We start from the raw sequence: 18,984 nt of genomic DNA, 5'->3' as shown, positions 1-18,984 counted from the left end.
GATAAGATGAAATCCTTTCATGTATTGAAACGATTATTGGCATACATGATTCAAAATTACAAATTTTCATTTTTCATTGTCGTTATCTGCATCATAATCGGTGCATTTGCGACCATGCAGGGAATGTTATTTGTGCAATCTTTGGTGGATGATTATATCTTACCTCTATTAAGCAGTGATACCCCTGATTTTACACCATTAGCAAAAGCTTTAACCGGCATTATCGTCTTTTATGTCGTTGGGGTGATCAGCGCTTATGCATATAATCGAATCATGGTCAATGTCAGTCAGGGCACAATGTTAAAGTTTCGTGATGAATTGTTCTCCAATATGGAATCCTTGCCAATCAAATATTTTGATACACATGCGCATGGGGATATCATGTCTGTCTATACCAATGATGTGGATACGTTGCGCCAGCTATTTAGTCAAAGCATTCCGCAGATCATCAATTCAGCAGCAACTTTAATTGCTACTTTGATTTCTATGATCGTATTGAATATACCATTAACGATCGTTACGTTGATCATGGCATTGCTGATGTTAAAAGTAACTACTGTTTTTTCAGGATTGTCAGCAAAATATTTTGAAAAACAGCAACATGATCTAGGAAAAGTGGACAGCTTTATCGAGGAAATGATGGATGGCAAAAGGTCGTGAAGGTATTCTGTCATGAACAGCGATCTATTGAAGATTTTAAAAAGTTGAATGATCAATTACGAGACAGTGCAGATAAGGCAAACCGGTATGCGAACCTGCTGATGCCGATCAATGCGAATATCGGTAACCTGAGTTATGTCTTGTGCGCTGTCATAGGTGCATTGATGATGTTACAGGGAAATCTAGGAATTACAGTGGGAACGGTGATTGCTTTTATCGGTTTGAATCGAAACTTTACACAGCCCATCACGCAAATCAGCCAACAAATGAACTTCGTTGTCATGGCAGTTGCCGGAGCCCAGCGTGTATTTGCGCTGTTGGAGGAAAAACCAGAAAAAGACAATGGTTATGTAACGCTTGTCAATGCGATTGAAGAAGCGGATGGAACCATTCGTGAGAGCAAAGAACGCACGGGCATATGGGCTTGGAAACATCCTCATCAGGCAGATGGGACGATCACTTATCGCAAATTGGAAGGCGGTATCGTTTTTGATGGAGTAGACTTTGGGTATAATGATGACAAGATGGTCTTGCATGATATCAAAATGTATGCACAGCCTGGACAGAAGATTGCTTTGGTCGGATCAACAGGTGCAGGAAAGACGACAATCACGAATTTGATCAATCGTTTTTATGATATCCAGGATGGCAAGATTCGATATGATGATATCAACATAACCAAGATCAAAAAACCAGATCTGCGGCGTTCACTGGGCATGGTCTTGCAGGATACGCATTTGTTTACCGGAACTGTAATGGATAATATTCGTTATGGAAAACTCGATGCAAGTGATGAAGAGTGTATTGCTGCAGCAAAATTGGCAAATGCAGATGGTTTCATTCGAAGACTGCCCGATGGATATCAAACTGTCTTGACGAGTGATGGTGCCAATTTAAGTCAAGGACAGCGTCAGTTATTAGCAATTGCACGGGCAGCAGTTGCAGATCCGCCAGTATTGATCTTGGATGAAGCGACAAGTTCGATTGATACACATACCGAAGGATTGGTACAGGCTGGCATGGATGCTTTGATGAAAGGAAGGACGACATTTGTCATTGCTCACCGTTTGTCAACGATCAAAAATTCAGATTGTATCATGGTCATGGAACATGGTCGGATCATTGAACGAGGCAATCATGATGAACTGATAGCAGCCAAAGGAAAATACTATCAATTATACACAGGAAACTTTGCTGAATAAAACGTAAGTACTTACTTGCGTTTTTTTTTATAAATTTGATCAAAAATAATTACCTGGGAAATAAAGAGGAAAGAATCATGGCGAACATGCTATACTAGTTAAAGAGGAATGGAATCATCATACAAAAGAAATGAGGGAAAAGCATGGATGCGGATAATAAAAAGGATAGAATTCATTTGCTGGTTGCGCTGGATGAGGGCTATCTGCCACAATTACTGATATTACTTACATCGATTCATTTGAATCATCCAGAAGGTTCTTTTGATCTATATTTGCTGCATCGATCGTTAACAGCACAACAGCTGGAGGCAGTTCACACTTGCTGCAAAAAAGCAGAGATGCATTGTTTTTGCATTCAGGTGGATACAGAAATCTTTAAAGATGCACCTAGCAATGCCCGTTATCCAATTGAAATGTACTATCGTTTACTGGCTCCCTATTTGCTGCCGGCTGAGTTGCATCGTGTTCTTTATTTAGATCCGGATATTCTTGTGATCAATCCATTATATCCGTTATGGGAGATAGATTTAAAAGAACACTTATTTGCTGCAGCTGCTCATACAGGAAAGACAGAACTGTCCAATAATGTCAATCGCATCCGTTTGCGTACAGACCATGATTACTATAATTCAGGTGTATTGCTGATCAATTTAGACAAGGCACGGGAAGAAATTCATAAAGAAGATATCTTTCATTTTGTACAAGTCCATGGCAGTGAGCTGTTGCTGCCGGATCAGGATATGTTAAATGCAATGTATGGAGACCAAATATTGGCATTGGATGATGCATTGTGGAATTATGATGCCCGTAATTATCGGAACTATCTGCTTCGCAGTGCAGGGGAAAAAGATATCCGATGGGTGATGCAGCACACAGTGATCCTGCACTTCTGCGGACGTGCAAAACCATGGAAAAAAGGCTATCGTTATCGGTTTGGACAATTGTATCAACATTATATCCAGTTGACGAAACGATTTTTACCACAATATGCAACAATGCTGGAAGAAAAAAAGGCAAAGTGATTTTTCGCTTTGCCTTTGTCATTATGAGAATTATCTTACTTTTTTAATGATGAGATAAATAGCTCCGCCAAAGAAAATGATGATGCCGCTTGCTGTCACCCAAAGCCAATTTCCAGAGCTTTTTGGTGATGGTGCAGTCGGCTGCTCGTTTTCTGCTTTTTGTGTTTCTTCTTGCGAAGTTATATTGTGCTCATCTATTTGTGCTGCATTATTGGATGGTTTTTCTTCATTAACAATCATTTGCGGCAGGGGCGTATTCAAATCTCCTGTGTTCTCAGTTTGAACTGTGTTTTCTTGAAGGGTTCTGTAAGATAAAGTCCCTTCATAGTTTCCTTTAAATACAATCGTATAAATTAACTCATTTTCAATCCATTCTTTTTTGAGATCATAATCTCTGCCTGCCGTCAGCATTTCCTCCTGAAAAAGAATGGTCATATCATCGAACGAATCCGAATGCATTGTTACATTTTGAATGTTGAGTTTGCGCGGCTGTATTTTGAAAGAATAAGGCAAGCTGGTAAAAGCATCATAGTTTTCAGTTCCTTCGACAACGGCTTTCACATACCATGTTCCGCAGGCATTCGGTTTTGCAGCCGAGAATATGCCGTTTGGATCGTTGCTGAAGAGCAGTTGTGCAGTTCCAAATCGAGTTTCTAATTTGATTTTAGATAAGTCTTCGCCCCACTGAAAGTTTGGTAAAGACAGTGATACGATGGAATTAGCTGCTTTGCTTACTTTGATTGATACGGGAATATCCGAGATGATTTCATAGTTTTTTGTATCCTCTGGTATATAGCTTGCCATGTATGAGACGGTTCCTGTCTGCGTGAGTGTTTTTCCCCCGTTTTGCCAATGAAAACCGGCAGGTAACAAGACGCTGTCCAAAGTATCTCCATAATGCGCGCTTAAGGAAGATGGTGTTACAAAGGATGGGGTCGCCTTTTTTATTTGCAAAGGCAGGATCTTGCTGATTCCTTGATAAAGGGTGGAATCATCTACTTGAAATTTTACATACCAGTTGCCGGCCTGAACAGGCAATCCCTTTGTATAGGTGCCATCCAGACGATCGCTGTATGAAATTTCCAGTTCTCCATCGAGGGCTTTTGCTTCTATGGCTATTTCTTCTCCATAAACCGTATCTTGAAGAGCTGGTTCTTTGATCCATTGATTTTGCAGCTTGCTGATCGTGAATTCCAGCTGGTCTGTTGCTGCTTGATAGTTTTTATCTTCTTCCAAAATAACGCTTACACGATAAGTGCCGGGCAAAACAGGTGCTTCTTTTTGTACAGTCCAAGAAGAACCGTTCCATTTTTCATATAGGATCTCTACCGAAGCACTGCTGCCTTCCTTTTCATATTGAATTGTTGTGACTGGCTGTTCATCGTATACTTTATCCAATGTTTCGTTTTGGATGGCAATCGTGCTGCCGGCTTTGTAAATTTCAAATGGAATTGGATCGCTGGCTAATCCGCTGTAAGAGATGCCGCCGGTAGCTACAGCTTTTACATACCATGTTCCCGCATCCGGATTGGATGGCAATACAGAATAGAGACCATCTTTCTCTTGACTGTATGCAAAAGAAACTTTTCCATATCTGCTCTCTGCTGTTGGCATAGAGGGCGTTTCACCATATGTCCAGTTTTGAATGCTTAATTCTTTGGTCCAATAATTGGCTGCTGCACTGATACGAAATTCGATCGGCGCACTTTCCAGTTTGGAATAATTCGTATGCGCATCTACAATGGCTTTTGCGTAATAGGTGCCTGCTTCTGTCGGAATCGTTTCTTCATAAGGTCCTTCCGGTTGTTCCGCAAATAAAAAACGCGCTGCTCCATACTGTGCCGTAGCGCCATATGTTAAAACAGAACCATATTCCGTGTTATTGACCGCCGGTTCTTTGATCCATTTATTTGCGGCCGGAAGGATCTTGAATTCTTTCGCATGACTGCTTAGTCCTTCGTATTGGTCTGTCTGGTAAACATTAGCCTTACAATAATAGGTACCAGCTTCAGCAGGTATTTGATTTGTAAAAGGTCCATCGAAAGAATTGCTGTAGGTATAGATCACATCTCCGTATCGGGCACTAGCTGTTGGTTGTGGTCGATTGCCATATACAATGTCAGAAATAGTTAATTCTTCTGTCCAGTCATTCGTGAAAGTGAGCTGTATCGTATAGTACAAATAGAAAGGCTCCCCATTGACTTCTCCACAATAGTATCGATACGTAATAGGCGAAGAAATTGTGTAATTTGAAATAGTAGTTCCTTGTATCGTTGCATTTTCCATTTGGTCGATTCGACTGGCATCTATGCCGGGAAAAAGGGAATGAATATCAAATGTGTCTTGATCAGCTAAAAAATGACCGTTTTGTTTTTTATTGATAAATAATTGACGAACAGAGCCATTATCAGGCAGCTGCAGAAAGCCCAGATTAGTATTGTTACAAGAAAGATTAACCAGATTCGTCAGCTTGGACAGATCCAACGACTGCAGATCATTGCCATCTACACTTAATTCTTTTAAAGCTGTCTGTTTAGAGAGATCCAGTACAGAGATATCCGTATTATCACAGATCAGGTGTTCTAATAATGTACATTGTGCCAACTGTATCGCAGCAAGGGGATTGTCGCTGCAATTTAACACTTGTAATCGCGTATTTTGTGTGAAATCGATATTGGTTATCGCATTCTCTTGAATGAATAATTGTTCCAGATTTTGAAAAGCAGACAGATCGATCGTTTGTAATCCCAGACCAGAACAGTCCAGGCGTTTTAGATTCCATAAAGTTTCAATACCGTTGATTGACTGAAGCCCTAAGATTCCGCTCAGATCTAGATTGGTAATCTGTTCTACTTCTTCATTGCTGAAACTTCCATCTGCATCTAAGTCAAATTGCTCCATGTAGTCCCGTAAATGCGGGTCTGTAAAGGTTGTGTCCAACTGAATGGTTTGTCGTGTGTCACTGTAGTCTGCATCTGCATATACAGGATGTGTCGGCATAACAAGGGCCGCAATTAAAAATGTCATCGTTAAAACGATAGGCTTTTTTGTTTTCATTGTTTCCTCCTCATGTCTCGAGGGATAGAATAACATAGCAGGAAACAGCGGTCAAATACATTACATGGAGATGAAAAAGATGCCTCTATGTATGTTTCATCTTCTTATTTCTGGTTTCTTGTCGATAATGAGAATCCAACGATCGGCTTGAGTGTTGATTTCGGCTTTATTTATCAGCATTTTATAGAAAAAATGCAATTCTAATTTACAAAAAAAAGGAGCTGGATCGATCTTTTCTATCTTTGAAATCACTATTTCTTTTTTATTAGAGTGAGAAAAAAGGGAATATTTACCAAATAAATGTAAAAAGAAGACAGAAATTGTTCATCTGTCTCCTTTAAAATTGAATGCATTTTTTAGGGCAGCTATTGGCACAGATTCCGCAGCTGACACAGCGTTCTTTGTTTAATTTCCAAGTTTTAGTATCCCGCTCTACTTGGATTGCCTGTTTTGGACATTTTTTTGAACATAAACCGCAATACACGCAGGCATCTCCAGCTTGCGGATATTTTTTTTCGATTGTTGGACGGGTATAGGTATCGCTGGATTTATGCTGTGCAGGCAAGGTATATCCTTTTTCCATATGCAGACAATGCTTCGGACAAATTTGTACGCAGTTTCCGCATTGGATGCAATCAAAACGGTGAATGGTCCATGTTCCCTCTTCACGATTGACTTCGAGAGCGCCGGGCGGGCAGTTCTGCGCACATAAGGTACAGCTGATGCATTGTTCGATATCAATATGAATATGACCGCGCATACGCTCAGGATAGGTTGCGGGTTCTTCTGGATAATTGACGGTTGCCGGTTTTGATATTAAATTTTTTAATACTTCCGAGGTAAATGAAAAAAGTCTTTGTTTACGCATAAGATCACCTCTCTGTACAACTGATGCAAGGATCGATCGTCAAGATGAGCAATGCGACGTCTCCTAATTGACATCCTTTTAATAAATCCAACATGGCAGGAATATTGCTGGTGGTCGGTGTACGCAAACGGAAACGATCCAGATATTTCGTTCCGTTTGCCTTGACATAATAGATTGCTTCCCCGCGAGGCTGTTCAATTCGAATGAAAGATTCGCCCTTTGGCATTCCTTTGACAGGAACTGAAATGTCTCCTTTCGGTATTTTGGATAAAAGCTGCTCTATCAGATCAAACGACTGGAATATTTCAGCGATACGGACTTTGACGCGTGCGTAAGAGTCGCCCTCAACAGCAGTGATCGCTCCAAAATTGAGATCGTTGTAGGCTGCATATCCGCTTTCTCTTGCATCATAATCGTAACCACTGGCACGCAGCATTGGTCCAACAGCTCCTGCCAGATATGCCTGCTCTTTGCTGATGCAGCCAAGGCCGCGCAAACGAGAATTCACGCTCATATCTTCTAAGAATGTTTTAGCGATTGGACGCAATTCCTGATCCATTTCCTGTATGGTCGCATGAATTGCTTGCAGCATCTCATCCGACATATCTTTTGATACGCCGCCTACTTGATTGACGGAGAAAATAATACGTCCGCCGGTTGTTAGATCAAAGAGATCCAATACTTTTTCTCTTAAACGCCAGGATTGCATGAAGAGACTTTCAAAACCAAGGGCATCGGCTAACAACCCAAGCCATAATAAGTGGGAATGGATACGGCTCATTTCCATCCAGATCGTACGCAGATAATCTGCCCGTCGCGGGATGTGGATGTCCATGATTTCCTCCAGTGCTTGACAATATCCCAAACCGTGGCCAAAACTGCAGATGCCGCATACTCGTTCAGCTACATAGACATATTGCTTGAAATCTTTTGTTTCTACTAACTTTTCCAGCCCGCGATGCACAAAACCAATGTTGGGAACAGCTTCCACAACGACTTCATCTTCTAGAACAAGATCAAGATGAATCGGTTCGGGAAGAACAGGATGCTGGGGACCGAAGGGAATGATGCTTTGCTTTGCCATTATTCATTCACTCCTTTCTGTGCGAACGGAGTTTGTGTATCGATGCGATATAATTGATGTTTATAATCCATCGTGATTCCTTCGATGATGACCCCAAACAGTTCCGCTGCTTCATTTTCCTGAAGAAAAGCACATGGATAAATCTGAGTGATGCTTGTGATCGGTTCTGTTTTTTGAATCAATAATCGCAAAGTTTCCATTTCTAAGTCTTTGACAAAAGTATAACTGAGTTCAAATCCGTCTTCTATCGTAACAGCGCACATTTGTGAGAATCGCCATCCTTCCATTTTTCTTTTGACGATATCATGGAAAAATGTGTTTTTCTCAATGGGAATGATCTTGCTTTTCATTATCTGCGCCTTCTTTCTTTTTTTCCAATATTTCTACTGCCTGCAGTACACCATCAATAATTGACTGTGGCCGTGCAGCACAGCCAGGAACATAAACGTCTACAGGAATGATTGTATCAATTCCGCCCAAGATGTTGTAACAGTCTTTAAAGATGCCTCCTGTACAAGCACAGATACCAACAGCGACGACCACTTTTGGATTTGGCATCTGTGAATAGATCTGTTTAACGACAGAAGCGCTTTGTGTATTTACACCGCCGGTGATCAATAAAATATCGGCATGAAAAGGATTGCCCGTATTGATGATTCCAAAACGTTCGATATCGTATGTAGGGGTCGTACAAGCCAATACTTCGATGTCACATCCATTGCAGCTGCTGGCGTCGTAATGCAACATCCAGGGTGATTTTTTTAATTTATTCATCTGTGTTCACCTACCTTATGGACATTAGGATCAAAATATTGATTCCGCCGCCTAAAAGCGTGATCAGCCAGCATAGATCCAATACTTTACGCCAGTTTAAACGCGCACATACATTGTCGATCAAGATCTCAATAAAATAGACGATGAAACAAAGAAGAACAGCGATCGGCCAGCTGACAATAGAAGCGTTCAGAAAAAAGATGGCAACGATACTGAGCAGCAGTATTTTCTCATAGTATTCGCCAATTTCCATCACTGCCAAAGTCGTTCCAGACATTTCGGTCGTGATTCCTTTGACCATTTCCTGATGTGCATGATGAGATGTAGACAGATCAAATGGCGATTTTCTCAGTTTGACTGCCATGATCAGGATATAGCCGACAAACAATCCAGGCATCAGCCAAAAGGCACTGGTAGGGCAAGCGATGATCTCGTCAACGCGGAAAGAGCCGGTTGTTAGATAAAAGCCAACGGCAATCAACAGTGTCATGGGTTCATAAGACATCATCTGCAGCATTTCTCTGCTTGCGCCCATATTGGAGAAAGGAGAAGAATCGCTGCTGGCAGCCAAGATCAGAAACATGTCTGCCGTCGATAAGATGAACAAAGACATCAAGATATCGGAACCAAAAAATACGATACCTCCGGCAATTGACAGAAATGCCAGATAACTTAGATTTAACAGCAGTTGCACGCTATTGACGGCAATCATCTGTTTTGAAAACAATTTGATCAAATCATAAAACGGCTGTAACAAACTAGGCCCTTTTCTTCCCTGCATGCGGGCAGTGACTTTTCGATCCACCCCGTCTAGCAAGGCGCCGATGATAGGGGATAGAAACAGATAGCCAATCAAAGACAGAATCTTGATCATCGCAGTACACCTCCCAACAGCAATGCAAACACGACTATCAGCACACTGGACGCAATGATTTCGGATGGTTTCAACAGACGGCGCCGTCCCATTTCAAAACGAAGATACCAGTTGCTTAAATATAACTGATGGCTTTCTCCCATGCTGTCGATAAAATGCGAGTTGTCGCCAACATTGATTCCGCACATATAAGTCGGAACGTAATCGCGATGAGCAGAACGCGAGATCAGGAACATCAAAGATGGAACGATCAAGATGCTGACAACCATGATGACCATCGTTGCCAGTTCGCTCATGGACAATACTTCTGTTGTTTGACCAAATAAAGATAAGACGATCGGATTGACGATCTGCCGTGCTAAGAATGGGAATAGCAGACACAGCAAGATCATGATCCCGCCTAAGATGAACATGGAGAAATATTCATCTTTTCTGGTACAATCTGTTTCTGTGTGCTTTGGCTTATGCATCGCAATCAATTTGCATAACCATTTGGTCCAATAAAACATGGTCGTCGAACTGCCGAATGCAATGAAGATCACTAACAAGACATTCCCGCTGTCGACAAATGATTTTAAAGCAACCCATTTGCTGATCAACATGCCGAAAGGCGCCAGATACATGCCGGCAATGCCAATTCCCATGATATAAGCAAGTGCTGGCAATCGTAAGATCAATCCATGCATATGCTCGATATCTCTTGATCCGATACAGTTTTCAGTGGCGCCCACCGCTTCAAACAGCATGGATTTACTGACAGAGTGGAAGATCATCAATAAGATGGCAGCCCATACGGTTTCTTGTGCACCGATGCCGGCACAGGCAACGATCAAACCGAGATTCGAAATCGTAGAGAAAGCTAATACTTTCTTTGCATCATTTTGAGCGATCGCCATCATGCTGGCTGTGATGAAAGTAAAACCGCCGATGAAAGATACCATCGTGCCGCACATATTTCCATGCAAGGCAGGAGCTAAGCGGATCAACAGGTAAACGCCGGCTTTGACCATTGTTGCACTGTGCAGTAAAGCACTGGATGGAGTCGGGGCGACCATGGCGCCATATAACCAAGAAGAGAAGGGCAGCTGTGCGGATTTTGTAAGCCCGGCTAACGCCAAACAGCCGATGATCAAAGCATTTCCATTCTCAATGACATCAGAAAGCTGGACGCTGTGCGAATAGATCGCGCATAGCCAGATACTGACAGCGAAACCAACCCCGCCTAATAAATTCATCCATAGGGCACGAAAACTGTTTTCCATTGCTTCTTCGCTTCTTGTATAGCCGATCATGATAAAAGATATCACACTGGTGATCTCCCAAAAGAAATAGATCCAAATTAAATTCGAAGACAAGACCAAACCAAACATGGCGCTCATAAATAAAAACAACATTGACAGAAATAAAGAGCTGCGGTCTAAGTATTCTTTATGATGCTGGTGGTAACTTTTCATGTAGCCGACAGCGTAGATGGCAATTAGACCGCCTACTAATGAACAAATTACGCACATCAGCAGTGCTAAAGAATCAATCTGTGTATGTGTGGACTCCAATAAAGGAATCGAATGTTCTACCCATAAAACCAGCAATGTTTGAAAAATCGATAAGCAGGAGATCCACAGCTTTTTATAAATGATGCATTTGTAAATAATAAAGACCATCAAAAGAATTTCAATCAATTGCATCAAAAGATCCAAGATCTTTGTTTCGGTATATAAATACCAGGTTGTTTGTCCGTCCATTATCCAGGATGTAATCAGTGCCGTCGTGCATAGAACTAACAAAGCGACACTGGTATAAATCAGATAACCCCGTATTCTTGCATCATGAATCACATAGATCAAAGCTGCACTGATGAGAGGCAGAATGATCATCAAAGGTACCAATGCCATATACACCCTCCATTCATGTAATGATTTACGTATATTATATATCTATTTGTAAGTGGTTTCCATTTCTTTTTTACAGTTTGAGGAGTATAATACAGGCATGCATGAATTAGAAATTACAAAACATATTTTAGATGTCAGCATCCAAGAGGCAAAAGTACATCATGCACAAAAGATTACAAAAATACATTTAGCACTTGGACCTTTTTCAGGTTTTGTACCGGAGTGTATCCAAATGTATCTGGATGTCTTGGCAAAGGATACGATAGCAGAAGGTGCAGAAATTTGTGTACGCACGATTCCTTTGCGCGTAGAGTGTTTAGATTGCCATACGATTGCTGAAATTGACCGCCATCATATTGAATGCCCTAAATGCCATGGCTTGCATTTAAAGCGGTTATCTGGTGGAGAATGTATGATCGAAAGTTTGGAGGTCGATGAAGATGGAAATCAAAGTATATCATCAGATCATGGAGTGGAATGAAGATGTATCCGCGCAAGTAAAAGAGACATTAAGAGAACACCACACGATATTGATCAATATCATGGGTTCTCCTGGAGCTGGTAAAACGAGCCTGATCACTGCATTGATCCAACGGCTTCGAACACAATGGAAGATTGCGGTCATTGAAGGGGATATCACGACTTCTTATGATGCCGCAAAGATCGCTTCTCTGGGCATACCAAGTGTGGAACTCAATACAGATGGAGCCTGCCATATTGAAGCGATGAGCATTCAGAAGATGCTGCCGGCTTTTGATTTAAACTCAATCGATGTCATATTTGTCGAAAATATCGGGAATTTGGTCTGCCCTGCCGAATTTGATATCGGAGAAACGATGCGTATTACGATCTTAAGCGTTCCAGAAGGAGATGACAAGATCGAAAAATATCCATTGATGTTTACAGAGACGGATTGTTTGGTCATCAATAAGAGCGATGTACTTCCTTATTTTGATTTTAACAAGGAACGGATCGAAGAAAACTATCATGGCGTGAATCCGGATGCACCTTTATTTTGGATCAGCACGAAAAATCAAGAGGGTTTGGATGCATTGAGTGCACATTTGTCAAGACGGATCGCTGAATATTTAAAATGAAACATTTGAAATTACAGGTTCGCGGCATCGTGCAAGGTGTTGGTTTCCGTCCATTTATACATCGGCTTGCAGACAACAATCAACTGAAAGGATCGGTATATAATGATGGGCAAGGAGTGATCATAGAGGTTGAAGGAAAAGAGGAAAATATAAATAATTTTTTGCATGGTCTGCACTCTCCTCCCGATTTATCAAAAATTGAAGAGATACAAATAAAGGAAATGCCTTTGCAGGCATTTCGTTCATTTCAAATTATCGACAGCCATGTGGGGGAGCATGATACCTTGATTTCTCCAGATATTGCCCCATGTGCAGATTGTTTGCGGGAATTGAATGATCCAAATGATCGGCGGTATCATTATCCATTTATCAACTGTACGAATTGCGGTCCGCGTTATTCGATCATTCAAGATGTACCGTATGATCGCAAATATACAACAATGTCTCGTTTTGTTATGTGCGATGCCTGTCAAAAGGAATACCAAGATATACGCGACCGCCGTTATCATGCACAGCCGGATGCCTGTGCTCGATGCGGACCGAAGCTGCTATTGTATCCTGACAGTACAGCCGAACCATTATCAGGGACGATCCAGGCTTTAAAACAAGGAAAGATCGTTGCAATCAAAGGAATCGGCGGCATTCATCTTGCCTGCGATGCATGGAACAAACAAGCAATTCAACGTTTGCGCAAACGAAAGATGCGGGAACAAAAACCGTTTGCCATTATGGTGCAAAGTATAGAAGAAGCAAAGAAGTTTGCGGTGATCAGCAGGGAAGAAAGCGATCTCTTGCAAGGCAAAGAGCGTCCTATTGTGCTGTGCCGCAAAAAAGATCCTAAACAATTTCTTGCGATATCAGAAAATCAGTATATCGGGCTCTTGTTGCCTTATTCGCCTCTGCATGTTTTATTGATGCAGCAACTGCCGGCTGTTGTATTGACGAGTGCGAATCGACACGATGAGCCGGTGTACATTGATAATCAGGCGGCCTTGCAGGATCTGTGCGGGATCGCGGATGTGTTTTTGCTGCATGATCGTCCCATTGCCAATCGCTGTGATGACTCCTTGCTGTATGCCTTCCGCGGAAAGCCGTATTTTGTACGCAGGAGCAGAGGCTATGTGCCTGCCCCATTGACGATCCAGGAAGAATGTGACGGCATATTGGCACTGGGAGCACACCAAAAAGGTTCTTTTGCATTGGGAAAGCATCATTATGTATTCCTGAGTCCTTATATTGGAAATTTGGAACATTGGAAAAATATGGAACATTATCAGCAAGCGTTGCAGACGTATGAGCATCTGTTTGCCATTCATCCGGAAAAAGTAGTTTGCGATCTGCATCCGGATTATACATCGACGCAATTCGCCAATACACTGCATCTGCCGATCTTGCAGGTACAGCATCATCATGCCCATATGGCTGCATGTATGGCTGAACATCAATTGTCATCAAAGGTATTTGGAATCATTTTTGACGGCAGCGGTTATGGAGAAGATCACACCATATGGGGAGCGGAATGTTTGATCGGCGATCTGCAGAGTTATCAGCGTGTGGGTTCCATTCATCCGATTTTGCTGCCAGGAGGAGAATTGGCTATTCATGAGATCAAACGAATTGCCATCTCTCTTTGCGTGATGAGCCGGCATCCGTTTCCATCTGCCTGTGTGGAACAAGAAATTGTCTCTCTTTGTCAGCATCCTTCTCTATGTGTCGCTGCCAGCAGCATGGGACGTTTGTTTGACGGTGTTTATGCTTTGTTGACGAACACGTGTTGGCAGTCTTATGATGGACAGGCACCGATGTTATTGGAGAGCATGGCGGATCGTAAAGAAGAAGGTGAATATTCTCTAAGCTTTTATAACGCCAGCGGGGTTCGCTATTTTGACTGGCGAAAGATGATCGGCGAGATCCTTCGTGATCTGCAACAAGGAATGGACAATGCGCGGATCAGCGCAAGATTCATGAATACGATCTGTCATATGGCGGTTGCACAATGCCGTGCTTTGAATCCGTCTCGTTTGCCGATCGTATTAAGCGGAGGCAGTTTTTTAAACCAGTGGTTGCTGCATAAGATCGTCGCACGCTTAGAGAAAGAGCAATATAGGGTCTATTGGCATCAGCAGACAGCATGCAATGATGAGGGGATTGCCTTTGGTCAACTTGCCATTGCAGCACAAAGGAAGTGAATAAAATGTGTTTAGCCATACCATTAAAAATTACAGAAATTCATGAAAAAACAGCGGTCGGGGAAGCCGGCGGCTTATCACAGTCATTTCGAATCGACTTTTTGCCGAATGCAAAAATTGGCGATCATGTGATGGTGCATGCCGGTTTTGCCATTGAGATCATCGACCCGATCGAAGCAGAGAAAACACAGCAATTGTATGAGGAGATCTTCCATGCCGTATCAAATTAAAGACCCTGGAAAAGATCTGTATATCATGGAGTTTTGCGGGACCCATACGATGGCCATCGCTAGAGCCGGGATACGTCAATGCTTGCCGTCCCATGTTCATTTGGTAAGCGGACCGGGCTGTCCTGTCTGTGTGACGCCAAGCGGGGCCATTGATACAGCCTTGCAGTTAGCGGAGGAAAAAAACATCATGATCTGCAGTTATGGCGATATGCTTCGTGTACCTGGGAGCCGGCAGGAAACATTATTGCAAAAAAAAGCAGCCGGAGCCGATGTGCACATCTGTTTATCAGCGATGGATGCTCTGCAATTGGCAAAACGGTTTCCAGAAAAAGAAGTGATCTTTTTAGGTGTTGGATTTGAAACAACGGCACCGGGAACAGCAGTTAGTGCAAAAATAGCAAAGGAAGAAGGATGTCGAAATTTTTCGATCTTTAATTTGTTAAAACGCAGTGCACCGGCAATTACAGCTATATTAGATGATCCGCAATGTCAGATTGATGCTTTTTTGTGTCCGGGACATGTGGCGGCGATCATCGGAGAAACAGGGTTCTCGTTCCTGCCAAAAAACTATCATAAAAGTGCTGTTGTTGCGGGGTTTGAACCAGAGGACATCTTATATGCGATCCAGCTCTTATGTGAAGCACATCAACAGGATCGGATCATTCTTAAAAATACATATACACGTTTAGTGCAAAAAAACGGAAATCCGCATGCACTTGCATTATTGGAAGAAGTGTTTGAAGAGACGGACAGTGTCTGGAGAGGATTAGGCAATATCGAACGCAGTGCATTTGGATTTCGCAAAGAATATGAGAGATGGGATGCAGTAAAAAAATTTCATTTGCCATCTTTCACAGATCAAGAGCCGGCAGGATGTTGCTGCGGTGAAGTCATCCGCGGGAAAAAACGACCGCAAGACTGCCCATTGTTTCATCGTACCTGCCATGCACAAAACCCGATCGGCCCTTGCATGGTGTCCAGCGAAGGAACTTGTGCAGCAGCTGATCGATATGAATGATAGGAGGGGAAAATATGGAAGAAAAGATCACATTGGATCATGGAAGCGGTGGATTCAAAACTTCACAATTGATCGAAGATTATATACTGCAGGTGTTTCCGGGAAAAGCCTTGCATGAGCGCAAAGATGGCGCAGTTTTAAAAAATGAGACAGCACCTATCGTTGTCTCAACGGATAGTTTTGTAGTAGATCCATGGAATTTCCCTGGGGGAAATATTGGTAAATTAGCCGTTTGCGGAAGTGTCAATGATGTGTTGATGAGCGGTGGGATTCCTTCTTATCTCACGCTGTCTTTGATATTAGAAGAAGGCTTTTTGCTATCTGATCTAAAGAAGGTCATAGGGGCAGTCAAAGAAACTGCAGATCAGGCAAAAGTCGAGATCGTTTGCGGCGATACCAAAGTTGTGGAACACGGAAAAGGGGATCAGATCTATATCAATACTTGCGGCATTGGCTTTTTGAAGAGAAACTTGCAAGCATCGTATCAAGAAGGAGATCTGGTCGTTGTCTCTGGCAGTATCGGCCGCCATGGAGCTGCTGTCTATATGGCAAGAGAAGATATCCCTCTACAAGGAAATCTGTTCAGCGACTGTGCTTTGCTGTGCAAGGAAGCAGTTGCCGCAATGGATCTGCCAGGTCTGCGCATCCTTCGTGATCCGACAAGAGGCGGTCTGGCAACAACTTGCATCGAATTGATCGAACATACGAAATGGGGAATGGAATTGGATGAAACAGGCATTCCTGTCGATGCAGATGTATCTGCACTATGTTCTCTGCTTGGTTTTGATCCGCTGTATATGGCATGTGAAGGCAGAATGATTGCGATCATCTCTCCGCAAGATGCGCCGCTTTTGTTAGAACAGTTGGGGAAAGAGGCCAGGATCATTGGAAAAATCACTAAAGAACACCCGCAGACACTGCTGTTAAATACTAGATTGCAGACTACTCGCTGGTTAAGAAAATTAAGCGGTCAGCCATTGCCGCGTATTTGTTAAATAACCAAAAGAAATAAAAAAATATACATAATTTTTTGAATATTGATTGACTTCGCAAGCGCTTTCTGTTATAAAATAGTTAGGTAACCGAATTAATTCTTTGCTTTTCCTATCGGGCAAAGAGGGAAAGATAGGACATATCCACAGGTGTGGGTTTTTATTTCGATAAATAGTTCGGTTCACTAACTAATTTCTGGAGGAGAAGATTATGGGAAAATATGAAACACTCGCCAAAGAAATTGTCAAAAATGTTGGCGGTAAAGAAAACATCGCGGTATTAAATCACTGTGTTACTCGTCTACGTTTTCAGTTGAAAGATGAAACAAAAGCAAATGATGAAGCAATCAAAAATTTAGACGGTGTCGTTACCTTGGTAAAAAGTGCTGGTCAATATCAAGTCGTTATCGGCAATCATGTCGTTGATGTATTCAAAGATGTATGTGAAGTTGCTGGGATCTCTTCTTCTGAAACAGCTGGTGGAGAAGAATCTGATGTCAAAATGAGTTTTGGTGCAAGAGTCGTTGATGTCATCTCTGGTACATTTACTCCGCTGCTGGGGGTTATGTGTGCCAGTGGTATGATCAAAGGTCTCATGACACTGCTTTCTTTCTATAATATCATTACGGCAGACAGCGGTCTGTATCAGATCCTGTATGCAGCCGGAGATGCGATCTTCCTGTTATTCCCGGTTGTTTTGGGTTATACTTCTGCTGTGAAGTTCAAGATGAGTCCATTCCTGGGAACAGTTATTGGCTGTATCTTCGTATATCCGACACTGCAAGGTGTTGACCTCAATGTGCTGGGACAAACAATCAATGTAACGTATACTTCTACTGTTCTTCCAATTTTGATCACGAACTTCTTTGCTTCTTATCTGGAGCGCGCATGCAAAAAGATCATTCCAGATGTTGTTAAGACTTTCCTGGTGCCGATGATCGTATTGTTGATCGCTGCACCTCTTGGATTTACTATTGTTGGTCCGGTTGCAAACTGGCTGGCACAGATCATCGGTAATGTGATTATGACGATCTATGGATTAAGTCCGATGGTTGCAGGTTTCGTCGTTGGTGCTTTCTGGCAGGTATTGGTTATCTTTGGTCTGCATATGGGCCTTGTTGCAGTTGCAATCATGCAGCTGGTTACCGGACAAGGAACACCGATTTTCTCTCTTGGTTTAGGTGCTTCTTTTGCCCAGACAGCAGTTGTATTCGCTATTTGGCTGAAAACAAAAGATAAGAAGCTCAAGAGCATTGCTCTTCCTGCTTGGATCTCTGGTATCTTTGGAGTTACAGAACCGGCAATTTACGGTGTTACATTGACACGTATCAATATGTTCGTCATTTCTTGCATCGGTTCTGGTTTAGCTGGTATCTGGTATGGATTCACAGGATTGCTGCAATGGACTAATGCCGGCTTAGGAGTATTTGCTATTCCAGGATTCTTAAAAGAAGGATTAGATGTCACACAGACAATTGTTTCTGTTGTTGTCGGTATCGCTATTGCGATGATCGTTTCTTTCGTTTTAGCAGTCATCTTATTTAAAGATAATAAAAAAGATTCAGAAGTAAAGATCGCAGCTCCTGTTAAAGGAAATGTAAAACCTTTAAGTGAAATGAATGATCAAGTTTTTTCCACAGGCACACTTGGACAAGGAGTTTGTGTAGAACCAGCCGACGATACATTCTGTGCACCAGTCAGTGGAACTTTAACAACTTTATTCCCGACTTTGCATGCATACGGCATTACGACTCCAGCTGGAGATGAAGTATTAGTCCATATCGGTGTAGATACTGTCAACCTGCAGGGAAAACATTTCCAGGCTTTAGCAAAACAGGGAGATAAAGTCAAAGTGAATCAGCCAATCATCAAAGCAGATATCGCTAAGATAAAAGAAGAGGGATATTGTGTGGAAACACCTGTCATCGTCATTAAAACAGCAGGCGGAATTCTTTCCACTCATACAGGAAATGTCAACAGCGGCGATGAAGTAATCTGCTTAGGTGATAAATAATCAAGCAAAAT

15 protein-coding genes and 1 pseudogene are annotated in these 18,984 nt (G+C 42.2%); 9 read left to right on the top strand and 7 right to left on the bottom strand.

Translation table 11 applies throughout. The features are described 5' to 3' along the window. Positions 1-6: 6 nt before the first annotated feature. Positions 7-1,862, top strand: a pseudogene (locus BQ9859_RS01795) (ABC transporter ATP-binding protein). A gap of 143 nt (positions 1,863-2,005) precedes the next feature. Beyond that, positions 2,006-2,884 (top strand): glycosyltransferase family 8 protein, encoded by an 879-nt coding sequence (locus BQ9859_RS01790; RefSeq protein WP_075876524.1) that lies wholly within the window; start codon positions 2,006-2,008, stop codon positions 2,882-2,884. Positions 2,885-2,914: 30 nt separating this feature from the next. Here BQ9859_RS01790 and BQ9859_RS01785 read toward each other — a convergent pair whose 3' ends face one another. The 7 genes from BQ9859_RS01785 to BQ9859_RS01755 all read right to left on the bottom strand — a co-directional run bounded on the left by BQ9859_RS01785 (position 2,915) and on the right by BQ9859_RS01755 (position 11,433). Beyond that, positions 2,915-5,941: a leucine-rich repeat domain-containing protein gene (locus tag BQ9859_RS01785; RefSeq protein ID WP_075876522.1), complete on the bottom strand. Its 3,027-nt coding sequence runs from the start codon at positions 5,939-5,941 to the stop codon at positions 2,915-2,917. Between the two features lie 337 nt (positions 5,942-6,278). After that, positions 6,279-6,809, bottom strand: a complete 531-nt coding sequence (locus tag BQ9859_RS01780) for a 4Fe-4S binding protein (protein WP_075876520.1) — start codon at positions 6,807-6,809, stop codon at positions 6,279-6,281. Positions 6,810-6,813: 4 nt separating this feature from the next. Then, positions 6,814-7,893, bottom strand: a complete 1,080-nt coding sequence (locus BQ9859_RS01775) for a hydrogenase large subunit (RefSeq protein WP_075876518.1) — start codon at positions 7,891-7,893, stop codon at positions 6,814-6,816. Continuing rightward, complete coding sequence (locus tag BQ9859_RS01770) at positions 7,893-8,243, bottom strand: NADH-quinone oxidoreductase subunit C (RefSeq protein ID WP_075876516.1); 351 nt, start codon at positions 8,241-8,243, stop codon at positions 7,893-7,895. The genes BQ9859_RS01775 and BQ9859_RS01770 overlap by 1 nt, the downstream gene beginning before the upstream one ends. Beyond that, the gene (locus tag BQ9859_RS01765; protein WP_075876515.1) at positions 8,218-8,667 is read right to left on the bottom strand and encodes an NADH-quinone oxidoreductase subunit B family protein; all 450 of its coding nucleotides are present in this window, start codon (positions 8,665-8,667) and stop codon (positions 8,218-8,220) included. Before BQ9859_RS01765 ends, BQ9859_RS01770 begins: the two co-directional genes overlap by 26 nt. A 10-nt stretch (positions 8,668-8,677) precedes the next feature. Next, entirely contained in the window at positions 8,678-9,541 is an 864-nt protein-coding gene (locus tag BQ9859_RS01760; RefSeq protein ID WP_075876513.1) for a respiratory chain complex I subunit 1 family protein, read from the bottom strand. Beyond that, on the bottom strand, positions 9,538-11,433 hold the full coding sequence (locus tag BQ9859_RS01755; protein WP_075876511.1) for an NADH-quinone oxidoreductase subunit 5 family protein: 1,896 nt from the start codon (positions 11,431-11,433) through the stop codon (positions 9,538-9,540). The genes BQ9859_RS01760 and BQ9859_RS01755 overlap by 4 nt, the downstream gene beginning before the upstream one ends. Before the next feature lie 97 nt (positions 11,434-11,530). On the opposite strand from BQ9859_RS01755, the gene hypA reads away from it, so the two are divergent. The 7 genes from hypA to BQ9859_RS01720 all read left to right on the top strand — a co-directional run bounded on the left by hypA (position 11,531) and on the right by BQ9859_RS01720 (position 18,973). Then, entirely contained in the window at positions 11,531-11,914 is a 384-nt protein-coding gene (hypA, locus tag BQ9859_RS01750) for a hydrogenase maturation nickel metallochaperone HypA (RefSeq protein WP_075876509.1), read from the top strand. Next, positions 11,874-12,530 carry a hydrogenase nickel incorporation protein HypB gene (hypB, locus tag BQ9859_RS01745; RefSeq protein ID WP_075876507.1) on the top strand — a complete coding sequence of 219 codons (657 nt, stop codon included), beginning with the start codon at positions 11,874-11,876 and terminating at the stop codon, positions 12,528-12,530. The genes hypA and hypB overlap by 41 nt, the downstream gene beginning before the upstream one ends. Beyond that, positions 12,527-14,719: a carbamoyltransferase HypF gene (hypF, locus tag BQ9859_RS01740; RefSeq protein WP_075876506.1), complete on the top strand. Its 2,193-nt coding sequence runs from the start codon at positions 12,527-12,529 to the stop codon at positions 14,717-14,719. The genes hypB and hypF overlap by 4 nt, the downstream gene beginning before the upstream one ends. A 5-nt stretch (positions 14,720-14,724) precedes the next feature. Next, on the top strand, positions 14,725-14,949 hold the full coding sequence (locus BQ9859_RS01735; protein ID WP_075876504.1) for a HypC/HybG/HupF family hydrogenase formation chaperone: 225 nt from the start codon (positions 14,725-14,727) through the stop codon (positions 14,947-14,949). Further along, positions 14,933-15,967, top strand: a complete 1,035-nt coding sequence (gene hypD, locus BQ9859_RS01730) for a hydrogenase formation protein HypD (RefSeq protein ID WP_161941274.1) — start codon at positions 14,933-14,935, stop codon at positions 15,965-15,967. Before BQ9859_RS01735 ends, hypD begins: the two co-directional genes overlap by 17 nt. A gap of 14 nt (positions 15,968-15,981) precedes the next feature. Beyond that, on the top strand, positions 15,982-16,962 hold the full coding sequence (gene hypE, locus BQ9859_RS01725) for a hydrogenase expression/formation protein HypE (protein ID WP_075876501.1): 981 nt from the start codon (positions 15,982-15,984) through the stop codon (positions 16,960-16,962). 208 nt (positions 16,963-17,170) lie between these two features. Next, entirely contained in the window at positions 17,171-18,973 is a 1,803-nt protein-coding gene (locus tag BQ9859_RS01720) for a glucose PTS transporter subunit IIA (protein ID WP_075876499.1), read from the top strand. Positions 18,974-18,984 lie beyond the last annotated feature (11 nt).

This window comes from Merdibacter massiliensis, from assembly GCF_900155395.1.
Classification (GTDB): domain Bacteria; phylum Bacillota_I; class Bacilli_A; order Erysipelotrichales; family Erysipelotrichaceae; genus Merdibacter; species Merdibacter massiliensis.
The sequence above is the reverse complement of the archived record's forward strand: the minus strand, read 5'-3'. Positions and strand labels throughout refer to the sequence as shown.